At 72.7% G+C, this 15,482-nt stretch carries 14 protein-coding genes; 11 read left to right on the top strand and 3 right to left on the bottom strand.

Translation table 11 applies throughout. The features are described 5' to 3' along the window. Positions 1-586 precede the first annotated feature (586 nt). The 5 genes from IE260_RS33250 to gatB all read left to right on the top strand — a co-directional run bounded on the left by IE260_RS33250 (position 587) and on the right by gatB (position 4,738). Positions 587-1,078 (top strand): cupin domain-containing protein, encoded by a 492-nt coding sequence (locus IE260_RS33250; RefSeq protein WP_189878709.1) that lies wholly within the window; start codon positions 587-589, stop codon positions 1,076-1,078. Positions 1,079-1,172: 94 nt separating this feature from the next. Further along, positions 1,173-1,469, top strand: coding sequence for an Asp-tRNA(Asn)/Glu-tRNA(Gln) amidotransferase subunit GatC (gatC, locus tag IE260_RS33245; protein WP_003973500.1), 297 nt, complete (start codon positions 1,173-1,175; stop codon positions 1,467-1,469). Between the two features lie 6 nt (positions 1,470-1,475). Next, positions 1,476-2,972 (top strand): Asp-tRNA(Asn)/Glu-tRNA(Gln) amidotransferase subunit GatA, encoded by a 1,497-nt coding sequence (gene gatA / locus IE260_RS33240; RefSeq protein ID WP_189878707.1) that lies wholly within the window; start codon positions 1,476-1,478, stop codon positions 2,970-2,972. Beyond that, positions 2,969-3,208 (top strand): hypothetical protein, encoded by a 240-nt coding sequence (locus IE260_RS33235; protein WP_043504295.1) that lies wholly within the window; start codon positions 2,969-2,971, stop codon positions 3,206-3,208. Before gatA ends, IE260_RS33235 begins: the two co-directional genes overlap by 4 nt. 15 nt (positions 3,209-3,223) lie before the next feature. After that, a complete protein-coding gene (gene gatB, locus IE260_RS33230) occupies positions 3,224-4,738 on the top strand; it encodes an Asp-tRNA(Asn)/Glu-tRNA(Gln) amidotransferase subunit GatB (RefSeq protein ID WP_189878705.1) in 1,515 nt (504 codons plus the stop codon). 386 nt (positions 4,739-5,124) lie between these two features. On the opposite strand, the gene IE260_RS33225 is transcribed toward gatB, so the two are convergent. Continuing rightward, on the bottom strand, positions 5,125-5,313 hold the full coding sequence (locus tag IE260_RS33225) for a hypothetical protein (RefSeq protein ID WP_189878703.1): 189 nt from the start codon (positions 5,311-5,313) through the stop codon (positions 5,125-5,127). A gap of 132 nt (positions 5,314-5,445) precedes the next feature. On the opposite strand from IE260_RS33225, the gene IE260_RS33220 reads away from it, so the two are divergent. From IE260_RS33220 to IE260_RS33195, 6 genes are all read left to right on the top strand, one after another. Continuing rightward, positions 5,446-7,692: an MMPL family transporter gene (locus tag IE260_RS33220; RefSeq protein WP_189878700.1), complete on the top strand. Its 2,247-nt coding sequence runs from the start codon at positions 5,446-5,448 to the stop codon at positions 7,690-7,692. Then, positions 7,670-8,245, top strand: a complete 576-nt coding sequence (locus IE260_RS33215) for a GNAT family N-acetyltransferase (RefSeq protein ID WP_189878698.1) — start codon at positions 7,670-7,672, stop codon at positions 8,243-8,245. Before IE260_RS33220 ends, IE260_RS33215 begins: the two co-directional genes overlap by 23 nt. 35 nt (positions 8,246-8,280) lie before the next feature. Beyond that, positions 8,281-8,844: a hypothetical protein gene (locus IE260_RS33210; protein WP_189878696.1), complete on the top strand. Its 564-nt coding sequence runs from the start codon at positions 8,281-8,283 to the stop codon at positions 8,842-8,844. Positions 8,845-9,043: 199 nt separating this feature from the next. Continuing rightward, positions 9,044-9,229, top strand: a complete 186-nt coding sequence (locus tag IE260_RS33205) for a hypothetical protein (protein WP_189878694.1) — start codon at positions 9,044-9,046, stop codon at positions 9,227-9,229. Positions 9,230-9,333: 104 nt separating this feature from the next. Beyond that, on the top strand, positions 9,334-12,459 hold the full coding sequence (locus IE260_RS33200; RefSeq protein ID WP_189878692.1) for a helix-turn-helix transcriptional regulator: 3,126 nt from the start codon (positions 9,334-9,336) through the stop codon (positions 12,457-12,459). A 38-nt stretch (positions 12,460-12,497) separates the two neighbouring features. After that, entirely contained in the window at positions 12,498-12,731 is a 234-nt protein-coding gene (locus IE260_RS33195; RefSeq protein ID WP_189878690.1) for a DUF6191 domain-containing protein, read from the top strand. Between the two features lie 13 nt (positions 12,732-12,744). Here IE260_RS33195 and IE260_RS33190 read toward each other — a convergent pair whose 3' ends face one another. Both IE260_RS33190 and IE260_RS33185 read right to left on the bottom strand, forming a co-directional pair. After that, entirely contained in the window at positions 12,745-13,911 is a 1,167-nt protein-coding gene (locus IE260_RS33190) for a PQQ-dependent sugar dehydrogenase (protein WP_189878688.1), read from the bottom strand. 548 nt (positions 13,912-14,459) lie between these two features. Next, positions 14,460-15,458, bottom strand: coding sequence for an aldo/keto reductase (locus tag IE260_RS33185; RefSeq protein ID WP_189878686.1), 999 nt, complete (start codon positions 15,456-15,458; stop codon positions 14,460-14,462). Positions 15,459-15,482: the final 24 nt, after the last annotated feature.

Genomic DNA, 15,482 nt, shown 5'->3' with positions numbered 1-15,482 from the left:
GCCGAGCGTTCGGTGCCGTGTCTGCCCCCGAGCGTGCCGTTGCGTGCCCGTCGTGCCGTGCGTGCCCTCTCGTCCTCGACGCGGCGGGTGTGCCGACCATGCCCGACGCGCCGAGCGCGCCGTCTGGTGCTTTGCGTGCCGAGCGTTCGGTGCCGTGTCTGCCCCCGAGCGTGCCGTTGCGTGCCCGTCGTGCCGTGCGTGCCCTCTCGTCCTCTACGCGGCGGGTGTGCCCGCCGGTGCCCCACGTGCCGAGCGTGCCGTCTGCTGCTTGCGCGTCGAGCGTTCGGTGCCGTGTCCGCCGCCCCGGGTGTGCCGTCGCGTGCCCGTCGGGCCGGGTGTGCCGCTTCGTGCCCTCCGCCCCGAGCGCTGTCGCGCGACGCGCCGAGCGTGCGGTCCCGTTTCTGCCCCCTCCGGGCGTGCCATCGCGTGCCCGTAGCGCCGGGCGTGCCGTGCCCTACGCGCCCAGCGTGCCCTCTCGCGTCCGGACGCCGGCCGTGAGACGAACTCGCCGTCCTGTGCCCTGCGCACCCCTCCGCCGGGTACCCGCGTTCCGTACGCGCGGCAGCCGAACCCCAGGAGCCGAGCCATGTCACTGTTCGGACCGAAGTTCGACGACTCCGTCGTCGTCCGTGACGCCGAGGCCGAGGTCCTCGGCCGTGCCCCCGTCACCGTCAGGCTGCTGGCCGACAGCAGCGCGACCGGCGGGGCGCTGTCCACCCAGCGCGTCACCCTCACCGACGGCGCCGACGGTGCCCGCCCCCACTTCCACAAGGGCTCGGCCGAGATGTTCTTCATGCTGGACGGCGAGGCCCTGCTGCTCTCCGGCGAGGACGTGCTCACCGCCGAACGCGGCGACCTGGTCGTCGTCCCGCCGAACCGGCCGCACGCCTTCGCCGCCGCCCCCGGCGCCGACGCCGACATCCTGATCGTCCTCGCCCCCGGCGTCGAGCGCTTCGAGTACTTCCGCCATCTCCAGCGCATCCGCCTCGGCGAGGTCCCGCCGGAGAGCATCCTCGACGTCCAGGACCTCTACGACAACCACTTCCTGAGCAGCCCGGCATGGGACGCGCGTCGCTGACAGCCCCGGCTCGGGGGAAACCGTTTCACGGGCACCCGGCCCCGCCCCATAGGATTGGGCCAAACCACACACACTCACCCCAGAGGAACGCTGCATGCCTGGCATCACGCGCGAGGAGGTCGCCCACCTCGCCCGGCTGGCGCGTCTGGAGCTGAAGCCCGAAGAGCTCGAGCACTTCGCGGGACAGCTGGACGACATCATCGGCGCGGTCGCCCGCGTCAGCGAGGTCGCCGACCAAGACGTACCGCCGACCTCGCACCCGCTCCCGCTGACGAACGTCATGCGGCCGGACGAGGTCCGTCCGTCGCTCACGCCCGAGCAGGCGCTCTCCGGCGCCCCGGCCCAGGAGCAGCAGCGTTTCAAGGTGCCGCAGATCCTGGGGGAGGAGTAACCCGCCATGAGCGATCCCATCATCAAGCTCACCGCGGCCGAGATCGCCGCGAAGATCGCCTCCGGCGAGCTGACCGCGGTCGAGGTCACCGAGGCGCACCTGGCCCGCATCGAGGCCGTCGACGAGAAGGTGCACGCCTTCCTGCACGTGGACCGCGAGGGCGCCCTCGCCCAGGCCCGTGCCGTCGACGAGAAGCGGGAGCGCGGCGAGAAGCTCGGCCCGCTGGCCGGCGTCCCGCTCGCGCTGAAGGACATCTTCACGACCGAGGGCGTGCCCACGACCGTCGGTTCGAAGATCCTCGAGGGCTGGATCCCGCCGTACGACGCGACGGTCACCAAGAAGCTGAAGGCCGCCGACGTCGTCATCCTCGGCAAGACCAACATGGACGAGTTCGCCATGGGGTCCTCGACCGAGAACAGCGCCTACGGCCCGACCGGCAACCCGTGGGACCTCACCAGGATCCCCGGCGGTTCCGGCGGCGGTTCCTCCGCCGCGCTCGCCGCCTTCCAGGCCCCGCTCGCCATCGGCACCGACACCGGCGGCTCCATCCGCCAGCCCGCTGCCGTCACCGGCACCGTCGGCGTGAAGCCGACCTACGGCGGTGTCTCCCGCTACGGCATGGTGGCCTTCTCCTCCTCCCTCGACCAGGGCGGCCCCTGTGCCCGCACGGTCCTGGACGCGGCCCTGCTGCACGAGGTGATCGCCGGACACGACCCGATGGACTCCACCTCCATCGACGCCCCGGTCCCCGCGGTCGTCGAGGCCGCCCGCAACGGCAGCGTCGAGGGCATGCGCGTCGGCGTCGTCAAGCAGTTCCGCGGCGAGGGCTACCAGGCCGGCGTCATCCAGCGGTTCGACGAGTCCGTCGAGCTGCTCAAGGAGCTGGGCGCCGAGATCGTCGAGCTGGACTGCCCGTCCTTCGACCTCGCCCTGTCGGCGTACTACCTGATCGCGCCCTCCGAGTGCTCCTCCAACCTCGCCCGCTTCGACGGCCTGCGCTACGGCCTGAGGACCGGCGACGACGGCGGCCACTCGGCGGAGGAGGTCACCTCCCTGACCCGCGAGGCCGGCTTCGGCCCCGAGGTCAAGCGGCGCATCATGCTCGGCACGTACGCCCTGTCGAGCGGCTACTACGACGCCTACTACGGCAGCGCCCAGAAGGTCCGCACCCTCATCACGCGGGACTTCGAGAAGGCGTTCGAGCAGGTCGACGTGATCGTCTCCCCGACGACCCCGACCACCGCCTTCCCGATCGGCGAGCGCGCCGACGACCCGATGGCGATGTACCTGGCCGACCTGTGCACCATCCCCACCAACCTGGCGGGCAACGCGGCCATGTCGCTGCCCTGCGGCCTCGCCCCCGAGGACAACCTGCCGGTGGGCCTGCAGATCATCGCCCCCGCCATGAAGGACGACCGGCTGTACAAGGTCGGCGCCGCCGTAGAGGCCGCCTTCGTGGAAAAGTGGGGCCACCCGCTGCTGGAGGAGGCTCCGTCGCTGTGAGCAAGCTGTCGAAGGCCAAGGGCTTCAAGAAGTCCAAGAACGGCCTGTACCTGTCCATGGCCACCACCGCGTTCGGCGCGTTCAGCGTCGCCAAGCAGGCGAAGCTCGCCCGCGCCGAGAGCGACACGCTCCGCCTGGTCGACGCCGCCGTGTCCGCCGCCGCCATCGTCACCGGCCTCGCCATCCTCTACCGCGAGCTGAAGCGGCTGGGCGACGACGACGTCCTGCTGGGCTGAGAGGGAAGTTTCACCGTGACCACCACGACCGACCTGGTGTCGTACGAGGACGCACTCGCCTCGTACGACCCCGTCATGGGCCTCGAGGTCCATGTCGAACTCGGCACCAAGACCAAGATGTTCTGCGGCTGCTCGACCGCGCTGGGCGCCGACCCGAACACCCAGACCTGCCCGGTCTGCCTCGGCCTGCCCGGCGCGCTCCCGGTCGTCAACGCGACCGGCGTGGAGTCCGCCGTCAAGATCGGCCTCGCGCTGAACTGCGAGATCGCCGAGTGGTGCCGCTTCGCCCGGAAGAACTACTTCTATCCGGACATGCCGAAGAACTTCCAGACCTCCCAGTACGACGAGCCGATCGCCTTCAACGGCTACCTCGACGTGCAGCTGGAGGACGGCGAGACCTTCCGCGTGGAGATCGAGCGCGCCCACATGGAGGAGGACACCGGCAAGTCGACGCACGTCGGCGGCGCCACCGGCCGTATCCACGGCGCGTCCCACTCCCTGCTGGACTACAACCGTGCCGGCATCCCGCTCATCGAGATCGTCACCAAGCCGATCGTCGGCGCCGGGGAGCGCGCCCCCGAGGTCGCGCGGGCGTACGTCCGTGAGCTGCGCGAGCTCATCCGGGCGCTCGGCGTGTCCGAGGCCCGCATGGAGATGGGCCAGATGCGCTGCGACGTCAACCTGTCCCTGATGCCGAAGGGCGCCGACAAGTTCGGCACGCGCAGCGAGACCAAGAACGTCAACTCGCTGCGTTCCGTGGAGCGCGCCGCCCGGTTCGAGATCCAGCGGCACGCCGCCGTCCTGAGCGGCGGCGGCACGATCGTCCAGGAGACCCGCCACTTCCACGAGGACACCGGGTCGACGACCTCGGGCCGCGTGAAGGAGGAGGCCGAGGACTACCGGTACTTCCCGGAGCCCGACCTGGTGCCGGTCGCCCCGTCCCGCGAGTGGGTCGAGGAGATCCGCGCCGGTCTGCCCGAGCTGCCGCTGGTCCGCCGCAACCGGCTCCGCGAGGAGTGGGGCGTCTCCGGCACCGACATGCAGGCGATCCTCAACGCCGGTGCCCTGGAGCCGATCGTCGCCACGATCGAGGCCGGCGCCGACGCGGCGTCCGCCCGCAAGTGGTGGATGGGTGAGCTGGCCCGCAGCGCCAACGAGTCCGGCAAGGCGCTGGACGAGCTGGCGATCACCCCGGCGCAGGTCGCGCGGGTCACCGAGCTGGTGGCCAAGGGCGACCTGAACGACAAGCTGGCCCGCCAGGTCATCGAGGGCGTCCTCGCCGGCGAGGGCACGCCGGACGAGGTCGTCGACAAGCGCGGCCTGAAGGTCGTCTCCGACGAGGGCGCGCTCACCGCCGCCGTCGAGGAGGCCATCGCCGGCAACCCGGCCATCGCCGACAAGATCCGCGGCGGCAAGGTGGCCGCGGCCGGCGCCCTGGTCGGCGCGGTCATGAAGGCGACCCGGGGCCAGGCGGACGCCGCCCGCGTCAAGGAGCTGATCCTGCAGAAGCTGGGCGTCGAGGAGGGCTGAGACAGCCCTTCCGCACACCTCTGAGGGGGATGCATCGATCGCGATGCATCCCCCTTGGTGTGCCGTCCTTGTGTGTCTTCCTGGTGAGTCGTCCCGGTTCGGCCTCGGCTCCGGACGAAGGTTCTGGGACGGCGTCCCACGACCCGCGCGAAGCCCGGGGACCGGCCCTCGTCGGCGCGCGGCAGGTCCACCGAGTCGCGCGCCATGGCGGCCATGAACTCGCTCGGGCACTCCTCGGCACACACCTCGCTCCGCAGCAGCCGGTCCCGCCACCCGTCCGGCTGCCGGCCCCCGGCCTCGACCTGCACGGCCCCGCCGCGCGCCCAGCGGCGGCGCCACCACGCGGGGGAGTGGAACGCCCGGAACCCGGGTCCCAGAACGGCGCTTCAGATGCTCCGGCGGCTCCGCGCTCCCTCCGGCTCCTCGCGCAGCGCCGGGACGACCACGCCGGTCCGGCCGCCGGGGCGCAGGTCCTCGAGGCCGAGGGCCGGGGCCGGCCACTCCAGCAGCGACAGCGGGTGCGGGCCCGTCCGGTGGTCGACGATCCAGCCTCCCATTGCTGTGAAGAACGCCACGAAGTCCTCAAACGATCATGCTTGCCTGCAAGAGTGGCTTTGCATTGCTCATGCGTTCTTTGCGGGCTGTACACGTCATGGACGGCTGTTCCCGGTCAAAGATCCACAATCAGACACCCTGGGAGCACGTTCGTGGCAGCCCTTGCACGCTGGTGTGTCCAGCGCCGCCTCGTCGCCGTACTGCTCTGGCTGCTCGCCTTCGGCGGGGTCGCCGCGGCGGCCGCCGTCACGGGCTCCGCGTACTCCAACGACTACAGGGTCCCGGGTACCGACGCCGACCGTGCGTACCAGTTGCTCACGTCCGGCTTCCCCACCGCCGGCGGTGACGGCGACACGATCGTCTGGCACACCGCCTCCGGCACCGTCCGCGCCGCCGACGTCGAACAGACGATGACCCGCACCCTGGACCGCATCGAGGACCTGCCCGGGGTGGCCTCGGTGACCGACCCGTACGACGATCCGGACTCGGGCGGGATCAGCGAGGACGCCCACACGGCGTACGCCACGGTCGTCTTCGAGGAGGCGTCGGAGGACATCGACGCGTCCCAGGCACGGGCCGTAGTCGACACCGCGAAGGCCGCCGAGGCGGACGGGCTCCAGGTCGAGCTGGGCGGCGGGGCCGTCGCGCTCACCGAGGCGCCGGGCGGGCATCTCGCCGAGGCCCTGGGCGTGGCCGTCGCCGCGGTCGTGCTCTTCCTGGCCTTCGGCTCCCTCGCCGCCGCGACGCTGCCCATCGCCACCGCGCTGGTCTCCGTCGGCACCGCGTACGCGGGCATCACCCTGCTCGGCCACGCCATGACCGTCGCCGACTTCGCGCCCATGCTGGGCACCCTGATCGGGCTCGGCGTCGGCATCGACTACGCGCTGTTCATCGTCACCCGGCACAGACGCGGGCTGAAGCAGGGACTGTCCGTCACCGAGGCCGCCACCAACGCCGTCGCGACGACGGGACGCGCGGTCGTCTTCGCGGGTGCCACCGTTTGCATCGCCCTGCTGGGCATGCTGATCCTCCGGCTGAGCTTCCTCAACGGCGTCGCCATCGCCGCATCGCTGACCGTCGTCCTCACGGTCGCCGCCTCCGTGACGCTGCTGCCCGCCCTGCTGTCCTTCATAGGCCCCCGCGCGCTGAGCCGGCGCGAGCGGCGCCGCCTGGCCGAGCACGGCCCCGAGCCCGAGCTCCCGACGGGGCTCGCCGCCCGCTGGTCGGCGTTCGTCGAACGCCACCCCAAGCTGCTCGGCGCCGTCGCCCTGGTCGTCATCACCGTGCTCGCGCTGCCCACCCTCGGACTGCGCCTGGGCACCTCCGACCAGGGCAACGACCCCCGGGGGACCACCACCCGCCAGGCCTACGACCTGCTCGCCGACGGCTTCGGGCCCGGCGTGAACGGACCGCTCACCCTGGTCACGAAGGTCGGCGGGGCCGAGGACCGGCTCGCCCTGGACAACCTCGACGCCTCGCTGCGCGCCACCGAGGGCGTCGCCTCGGTGACGCCGGTGACGTACAACTCCGGCGGCGACGCCGCGTACCTCACCGTCGTCCCCGACTCGGCACCGCAGTCGCAGGCGACCAGTGACCTCGTCGACCGGCTGCGCGGCGAGGTCCTGCCCCGCGCCGAGACCGGCACCGCGCTCGACGTGCACGTCGGTGGCGTCACGGCCGGCTACGACGACTTCGCCGACGTCATCGTCGGCAAGCTGCCCCTCTTCGTCGGCGTCGTCATCGGCCTCGGCTGCCTGCTGCTCCTGCTGGCCTTCCGGTCCGTCGGCATCCCGGTCAAGGCCGCCGCGATGAACGTCGCCGCGGTGGCCGCGGCCTTCGGCATCGTGGTCGCCGTCTTCCAGTGGGGCTGGGGCAGCGAGACGCTGGGGCTCGGCAGCGCGGGCCCGATCGAACCCTTCCTGCCCGTGATCATGGTGTCGGTGCTGTTCGGCCTCTCCATGGACTACCAGGTCTTCCTGGTCAGCCGGATGTACGAGGAGTGGCTGGAGACCGGTGACAACCGCCGCGCCGTCCGCGTCGGCCTCGCCGAGACCAGCCGGGTGATCAACTCCGCCGCGGTCATCATGATCTCGGTCTTCCTCGCCTTCGTGCTCAGCGGGGACCGGGTGATCGCCATGTTCGGCATCGCGCTCGCCGCGGCCGTCGCCCTGGACGCCTTCGTGCTCCGTACGCTCCTGGTGCCCGCGCTGATGCACATGCTCGGCCGCGCCAACTGGTGGCTGCCCCGCCGACTGGACGCCCGTCTGCCACGCATCAGCATCGAGCCGCCCGAGTGCCGCGCCGCCCATGAGAGGCTGGCCGCCGCGACGGACGCCGAAGTGGCGGACGTCCTGGCGGAGGAGGAGCGACAGCGGGATGTACGCGATATCACTGGGTGACGACGGAGCCGAACTGCGCCCCCTGGAGACCTGGCACGCCGAGGAGTTCCTGGCGCACCTGGACCGCGGCAGGGAGTTCATCACACAGCACATCCCCTTCGGGACAAAGGCCACCGACGTCGAATCGGCCCGGGCGCTCCTGCAGTCCTACGCCGACCGGCACGCCGCCGACAGCGGCTTCCTGCACGGGCTGTGGCTGGACGGCAAGCTCGTCGGCGGTCTGCTCTTCCGTGTCTTCGACGCCGCCACCGGCGTGTGCGAGATCGGCTGCTGGCTGGAGCCGGCCGGGACCGGGCGCGGGCTCGTCACGCGCGGCGCCCGGGTCCTGATCGACTGGGCGTTCGAGGAGCGGGGCATGCACCGCGTGGAGTGGCACGCCTCGTCCGCCAACACCCCCAGCGTCAACGCCGCCCGGCGACTCGGCATGACGCGGGAGGGCGTACTGCGCGAGACCTTCCCCTACCGAGGTGTCCGACAGGACACGGAGGTATGGGCCGTGCTCGCGCCCGAGTGGCGTGCGGCACGCGCGCGTACCGCTCACAACGATCATTAAGAGACCTCTCAGACAGCGTCCGTACGGTGCGAGACATGGGAACGAAGACAGTGGACGAGACCGGCCCGAAGACCGACGACGACAAGGTGGACGAGGCGGCGGAGGCGAAGGCCGCCGAGAGCACCGAGACCGCTGAGCACACCGCCGCGGACGAGGACACCACGGAGGGTGACACCGACGCCGGGGCCGCCACCGAAGGGGGCCCGAGCGGCGTCGGCCAGGGCGCGGGCGCCGTCGTCTCCGCCGGGCTCGGCATCGTCTCGCTGACCGGCAGCTGGGTCGGCACCGTGGCCTCCGCCCGCGAGTCGCTGATCGGCCAGCTGGAGACCTCCACGTCCTCCGACGTCGCCACCATGATCGAGAAGGGCTACGGCAACGCCTGGCACGCCACCGCCCTGTGGGGCGGGCTGTTCGCCCTCGTCGCGCTGATCGTCGGCGTCGTGGTCCTCGCCCGGCCCGCGTTCGGGGCGCCGGGCCGGCCGCAGGCCCCCTGGATCAAGTCGGTGGCCTGGGCGGGTGTCGCGCTCGGCGTCATCGGCCTGCTCCTGGCCGTGCTGAAGTACACCGACGTCCTGCTGGGCCTGCCCTCCACGGGCTGAGGTCTCCGCAGGCCGTCCAAGGGGTCTTAGGGCATCCGAGCGCCGATGAGCGCGCCCTAAGACCCCTCACGCGCGTCTGAGGTGCGGACCGCCGCCGAAGATGCGGAACTTACCCGATGTGGCCGGCCCCCCTGGGAGACGAAGGTTGAGGCATCGCAACGAGCGAAGCCGAAACCGACCTCTCACCCAAGGAGACGCCATGTTCGCGTACGAACTCCAGCGCTACCGTTCCGACGATCTGCTCCGCCGCGCCGAGCGGGCACGGCTGGCCCGCGAGGCCGTCCTCGCCCGCCGCGCCGAGCGCCGGGCAGCGGCACGGAGCACCGCCGAGACGGAGAGCCATACCTCCCGCTTCAGGAGGCACCGGTTCGCCCGGGCCGCATGAGCGCCGGAACCCGGGAGGACGACCCTGCGGTCGTCCTCCCGGAAGCCGTTCCTCCCCGAGCCGCACTCCGGAAAACCGGTGCCGCCCCGTCGGCCCCGCATGCGATGCTCGGGCTCGTGGAGACCAGGTCCGTCAGTCCCGTGTTCGTCGGCCGCGCCGGTGAACTGGGCACCTTGAACGACGCGCTCCGCCGCGCGGAAGCCGGGGGCACCTCCCAGGGGTTCGGCCCGGGCGGAGAGCCGCAGGCGTTGCTGCTGGGCGGTGAGGCGGGCGTCGGCAAGACCCGCCTCGTCGAGGAGTTCGCCGCCGCCGCACGCCGGCAGGGCGCCGTCGTCGCACTGGGCGGCTGCGTCGAGATCGGCGCCGACGGGCTGCCCTTCGCGCCGTTCTCCACCGCGCTGCGGACCCTGCGCCGCGAACTGCCCGACGAACTGGCCGCCGCTGCCGCCGGGCAGGAGGAGGAGCTGGCCCGGCTGCTGCCCGAGCTGGGCGAGCCGGCCACGGCCGGCGGCACCGGGCGGCACGACGAGGAGAGCATGGCCCGGCTCTTCGAGCTCACCGCCCGCCTGCTGGAACGCCTCGCAGCCCGGCGAACCGTCGTCGTCGCCCTGGAGGACCTGCACTGGGCCGACGCCTCCACCCGCCACCTCATCGCCTACCTCTTCCGCACCCTGCGCACCGGCCGCCTCGTCGTCCTGGCCACCTACCGCTCCGACGACATCCACCGCCGCCACCCCCTGCGCCCCCTGCTCGCCGAACTCGACCGGCTGCGCACGGTCCGCCGCATCGAACTCGGCCGCTTCACCCGCGAGGAAGTGGGCCGCCAGATCGCGGGCATCCTCGCCCACGAGCCCGACCCGCGCCAGGTCGACGAGATCTTCGAACGCTCCGACGGCAACGCCTTCTTCGTCGAGGAACTCGCCGTCGCCGCCCACGAGGGCTGCTGCACCGGACTCACCGACTCCCTGCGCGACCTGCTCCTGGTCCGCGTCGAGGCGCTGCCCGAGAGCGCGCAGCAGGTCGCCCGGATCGTCGCCGAGGGCGGCTCCACCGTGGAGTACCGCCTCCTCGCCGCCGTCGCCCGGCTCACCGAGGACGACCTCATCGAAGCGCTGCGCGCCGCCGTGAACGCCAACATCCTCATCCCCGCGCCCGACGGCGCCGGGTACCGCTTCCGCCACTCCCTGGTGCGCGAGGCCGTCGGCGACGACCTGCTGCCCGGCGAGCGCTCCCGCCTCAACCGCCGCTACGCCGAGGCCCTCGACGCCGATCCGACGCTCGTGCCCGCCGACGAGCGCGTGATGCGCCTGGCCAGCTACTGGTACCACGCGCACGATCCCGCCAAGGCCCTCCCCGCCGTCCTCGACGCCTCCGTCGAGGCCCGCCGCCGCAACGCCTACTCGGAGCAGCTCCGGCTGCTGGAGCGGGCCATGGAGCTGTGGGACTCCACCCCCGACGACGTACGCGCCACCCTGCGCCCCGTCGACTACACCGAGGTCTACCCTCCGTGCGGCTGCGACCCGGCCACCGCGCCCCTGCGCTACCTCGACCTCATGGCCGAGGCCGCCGTCGCCGGGCGGCTGTGCGGCGAGCGGGAGCGCGCCCTGAAGATCACCAAGCGGGCGCTGCGCCTGCTCGAGGACGAGCAGGACAACGGCCCCGTCACCCGGCCCTCCCCGTCGGGCGGCGATCCCCAGCGCGCCGCCTGGTTCTGGACGCAGCGCTCCCTGCTGGTCCAGGCCCAGGGCCGCGGCGACGGCTGGCGGGAACTGGGCATCGCCCAGGAACTGGTCCGCGGACTGCCCCCGTCCAAGGTGCACGCCGAGGTGCTGGCCATGGCCGCCAACTGGTCGATGCTCCACAACCCCGGCCCCGACGCGGTGACCGCGGCGGAGCGCGCCGTGGAGTACGCACGCATGGTGGGCGCCGCCGACATCGAACTCAACGCCCGGCTCACCCTCGGCGGCCTCATGGTCGACGCGGGCCACATCGACGCGGGACTCGCGGAGATGTACCAGGTCAGAGATCTGGTGGTGGCTCAGGGGCGGTCCGCCGTGGTGGCCCGCAGCCACGTCAACCTGCCCTCGGTCCTGGAGAGCATCGGCCGCTCCGAGGAGGCCGTCGGCATCCTGCGCGAGGGCATCGACCTCACCCGGCGCATGGGCCTGCTGGAGTCCGAGGCCTGGGTGTGGGGCAACCTCGCCGAGTCGCTCATCTCGCTGGGCCGCTGGGACGAGGCGATCGAGGCGGCGGCCACGGCGGGGGCCCCCGGCCGGGGCGCGGGGCCACGGGGTGGCGCCTGCCTCAAACGCGCCGCCGTCGCGCTCGGCCGCGGCGACGTGGACGCCGCCGCCCGACTGCTCGACGAGGCCCGCGCCGCCTACGGCACGCACGACCCCATGCCGCAGAACAGACTGCCGTCGGCCACCCTCGCCGTCGGCATCGCCGCCGCCGAGGGCCGCCTCCCCGACGCCCGCGCCGAACTCGCCCGCGCCGTGGACGCGGGCTTCCCGCCCGGCACCCAGCGCTACGCCTGGCCCCTGCTGCTGTCCGCCGCCGAGGCCGAGGCCGACGCCCGTGGCCTGCCCGCCGCCGAGGAGGGCCGCGCCGCAGCGCTCGAAATCCTCGCCGAGGCCGCCAAGTCGCTCACGACCGGAGCCCCGGTCTGGATCGCCCACGAGAAGTGGGTCCGCGCCGAACTCCACCGCGCCGAGGGCCGGGACACCCCTGACCCCTGGTCGGAGGCGGTCAGCGCCTTCGAATGTCTGCAACGCCCCCACGACCTCGCCCGTGTCCGGTACCGCCTGGCCGCTGCCCTCCTGGCCACCGGCGGGGAGGACGAGCGCGCCCGCGCCACGGAACTGCTCCGCCTCGCCCACACCGTCGCCACCCACCTGGGCGCCCGCCCGCTCGCCGACGCCGTCACGCTGCTCGCCCAGCGCGCCCGGCTCGCCCTGGCCCGCGTCCCCGAGCCTGCCGCCGCTCCCGCCGACCCGGCCGAGGCGCTGGGCCTCACCAGCAGGGAACGCGACGTCCTGCGCCTGGTCTCCGACGGCCGCACCAACCGCCAGATAGCCGAGGAACTCTTCATCTCGCCGAAGACGGCCAGCGTCCACGTCTCGAACATCCTGGCCAAGCTCGGCGTCTCGGGTCGCGGCGAGGCCGCCGCGGTGGCGCATCGGCTGGCGCTGTTCCCGACCGGCACGCTCACCTCCGGGCCGGCGGACTGAGGCTTACGCTGTAACAGACCTCGCCGAGGGAGGCTTTGGTGTTCAACGTCTTCGAGGATCTGTTCGCCCCAGGCCGCAAGCACACCCGCGACGAGCAGAACCGGCTGGAACTGACCCGGGAGGACGTCGGCGACGGCGACCCGGGACACGGACCCATAGACCTCGGCTCGGGCAAGGTCGTCGTACGCCTGCCGGGTCCCAAGGACGCGGAGCCCGCCGACCAGCCGCCCGGGGAGGAGGACCCTCCGGGAGAGGGACGACGTCCCGGGTGAGGGACGGCGCCGCCTACTTCACCTCCAGCTCCAGAATCCGGTCGTCGCCCTCCTTTGCGTCGCCCCGGCCGTCCGTGTTGCTCGTCATCAGCCACAGCTTGTCGCCGCCCGCCGCGACCACCGTGCGCAGACGGCCGTACTCGCCCTCCAGGAACGCCTGCGGCTCGGCGGCGGCCTCCGTGCCCTTCAGCGGTATGCGCCACAGGCGCTGGCCGCGCAGGCCCGCCATCCAGACGGAACCCTCGGCGTGGGCGATGCCGCTGGGCGAGGCCTCGTCCGTGCCCCACTGGGCCAGGGGGTCGTGGAACTCGGTGCCGCCGGACCTGCCCTCCGCCTCCGGCCAGCCGTAGTTGTCACCCGGCTTGATCGCGTTCAGCTCGTCCCATGTGTTCTGGCCGAACTCCGAGGCGAACAGCCGCTGTTCTGAGTCCCAGGCCAGTCCCTGCACATTGCGGTGGCCGTAGGTGTAGACCGGGGAGTCCGGGAACGGGTTGCCCGGCGCCGGCTCGCCCTCCGGGGTCAGGCGCAGGATCTTGCCACCGAGGGAGTCCCTGTCCTGCGACAGGCCCGTGTCGCCGCTCTCGCCCGTGCCCGCGTACAGCATCTTGTCCGGGCCGAAGGCGATCCGGCCGCCGTTGTGGATGACGCCCTTGGGGATGCCCTTGAAGATCGTGTCCGGGGCGCCCAGTTGCTCACCGGACGGCTTCTTCGCGTCGTGGAGCATGCGGACGATCCGGTTGTCCGAGGCCGAGGTGAAGTAGGCGTAGATCATGTGGTCCGAGGCGTAGTCGGGGGAGAGCGCGATGCCGAGGAGACCACCCTCACCGGCCGGTGACACCCCCGGCACCTCGCCCAGCTCGGTCTTCCTGCCCGTCCTGTCGTCGACCCGGGTGATCGTGCCCTCGTCGCGGGAGGAGACCAGCAGGTCGCCGTCCGGCAGCGGGGCCAGGTCCCAGGGGCTCTTCAGGCCCGTGGCGACCGTGCGGACCACTTTCACGGAGCCCTTGGCGGGGGGCGTCTCCTCGGCCGTCCGAGAGGGCGGGGACTGAGCCGCCGTACGGCTCGGGGTGGCGTTGTCCTCCGCGCCCGGCGTCTCTCCGTCGTCGGAGGAGCAACCGGCTGTCAGCAGGAGCGTGGCGGCGGCCAACACGGCCGTCACGGCTCGACGTTGCACGATCATGGTCCCTTCGACGCGGTGGGTTCTACCTGTCTTACACCGCCCGAGCCTTCCAGGTTCCCGATCACCGATCCCCGAATCCCGCGAACGCGCGCCCCCGGGCAGGGGAGAGGCCCCTCACCGAGCGCCGCCCGGGCCCTGTCTGGCTCCTGTGTGCCGTGTGGCGCGCGGCCTGGATTGCGGTGGTCCCAGCAGCGGTTCCTGACCCGGCGCCGACCAGGGAACTGGTGTGGCCTGTGTGGGAGATGTGGTCCTCGGCCCGCTTGTGACGGTTCGTGCGCGGTGTGCTTCCGGCCCAGCGCCCGCCCTGGGGTCCCTCTGTGCTGTGTGGCCCTCGGCCGAGCTTGCGTGACGGTCCCTGTGCGGTGCGGTTCCCGGCCCGGTGCCTCACGTGACCGGTGTGGTCCCAGGTACGGAACGGTCCTTGGCCCGGTCGGCGCGGCCCGTGAACCGAGCGGCCCCAGGCCCGGCGTCCGACGGGATCGGCAAGCCCCGCCGACGGAACAGCCGGAGACCGCGGCCGGACGGGACCCGGGCGTCGGCCCGAGCCGTCACTCCCACGACCCCTGCGCCGCCGGGAGGCCGCGTATCTCCGCCAGGTCCTGCGGGGTCAGCCGCAGCGCGGCCGCCGCGGCGTTCTGCGCCGCCCAGCGCTCCTGCTTCGTGCCCGGCACCGGGACCACGTGCCGTCCCTGCGCCAGCACCCAGGCCAGCGCCACCTGGGCCGGCGTGACATCGTCGCCGTGCCGGGCCGCGATCCGGCGCAGGCCCACCACGATCGGCTGGTTGGCGGCCATCATCTCGGCGGTGAAGCGGGGATGCCGGGCGCGCAGGTCCTCCGGTTCGAAACCCTCGCCGGGCGTCAGCGTGCCGGTCAGGAAGCCGTTGCCGAGCGGCATCGCGGCGAGCAGGCCGACGCCCCGCGCCTCGCACCACGGCAACAGCGACTGAAGGGCCTCCGGCGACCACACCGACAGCTCGGCCTCCACCGCGCTCACCGGGAAGACCTGCTGCAGCCGCTCCAGCTGCCGGACCGTCGCGTCGTGCAGGCGCGCCCCCGGCCGCCGGGCCGACCGCGCGCCGACCGCGCAGAGCCCCAACGCCCGCACCTTTCCGGCCCGCACGAGCTCCGCCATCGCGCCCCAGGTCTCCTCGACGGGCACCTCGGGATCGGCGCGGTGCAGCTGGTAGAGGTCGATGACGTCCGTCTGCAGCCGGCGCAGGGAGGCGTCGCAGGCGCGCTTCACATAGCCGGGGCGGCCGTTGGCCACGATGTGCTGGTCGCCGACCAGCAGACCGACCTTGGTCGACACGAAGGCGTCGGAGCGCCGCTCCTTCAACACCCGCCCCAGCAGCAGCTCGTTGGTGAACGGGCCGTACATGTCCGCCGTGTCCAGCAGGGACGAGCCCAGGTCGAGCGCCCGGTGCACCGCCCTGAGCGACTCGTCGCCCCGTTGCCGCGACGCGCTGTACGCCCAGCTCATCGGCATGCACCCCAGGCCGACGGCCCCCACCGCGAGTGCCGCCGCGCCGATCGTCCTGCGCTCCACCTGGTCGTGACCCTCCCTCTTCAG

It is taken from the genome of Streptomyces viridiviolaceus (genome assembly GCF_014650995.1).
In the GTDB taxonomy this organism is placed as follows: Bacteria; Actinomycetota; Actinomycetes; order Streptomycetales; family Streptomycetaceae; genus Streptomyces; species Streptomyces viridiviolaceus.
The sequence above is the reverse complement of the archived record's forward strand: the minus strand, read 5'-3'. Positions and strand labels throughout refer to the sequence as shown.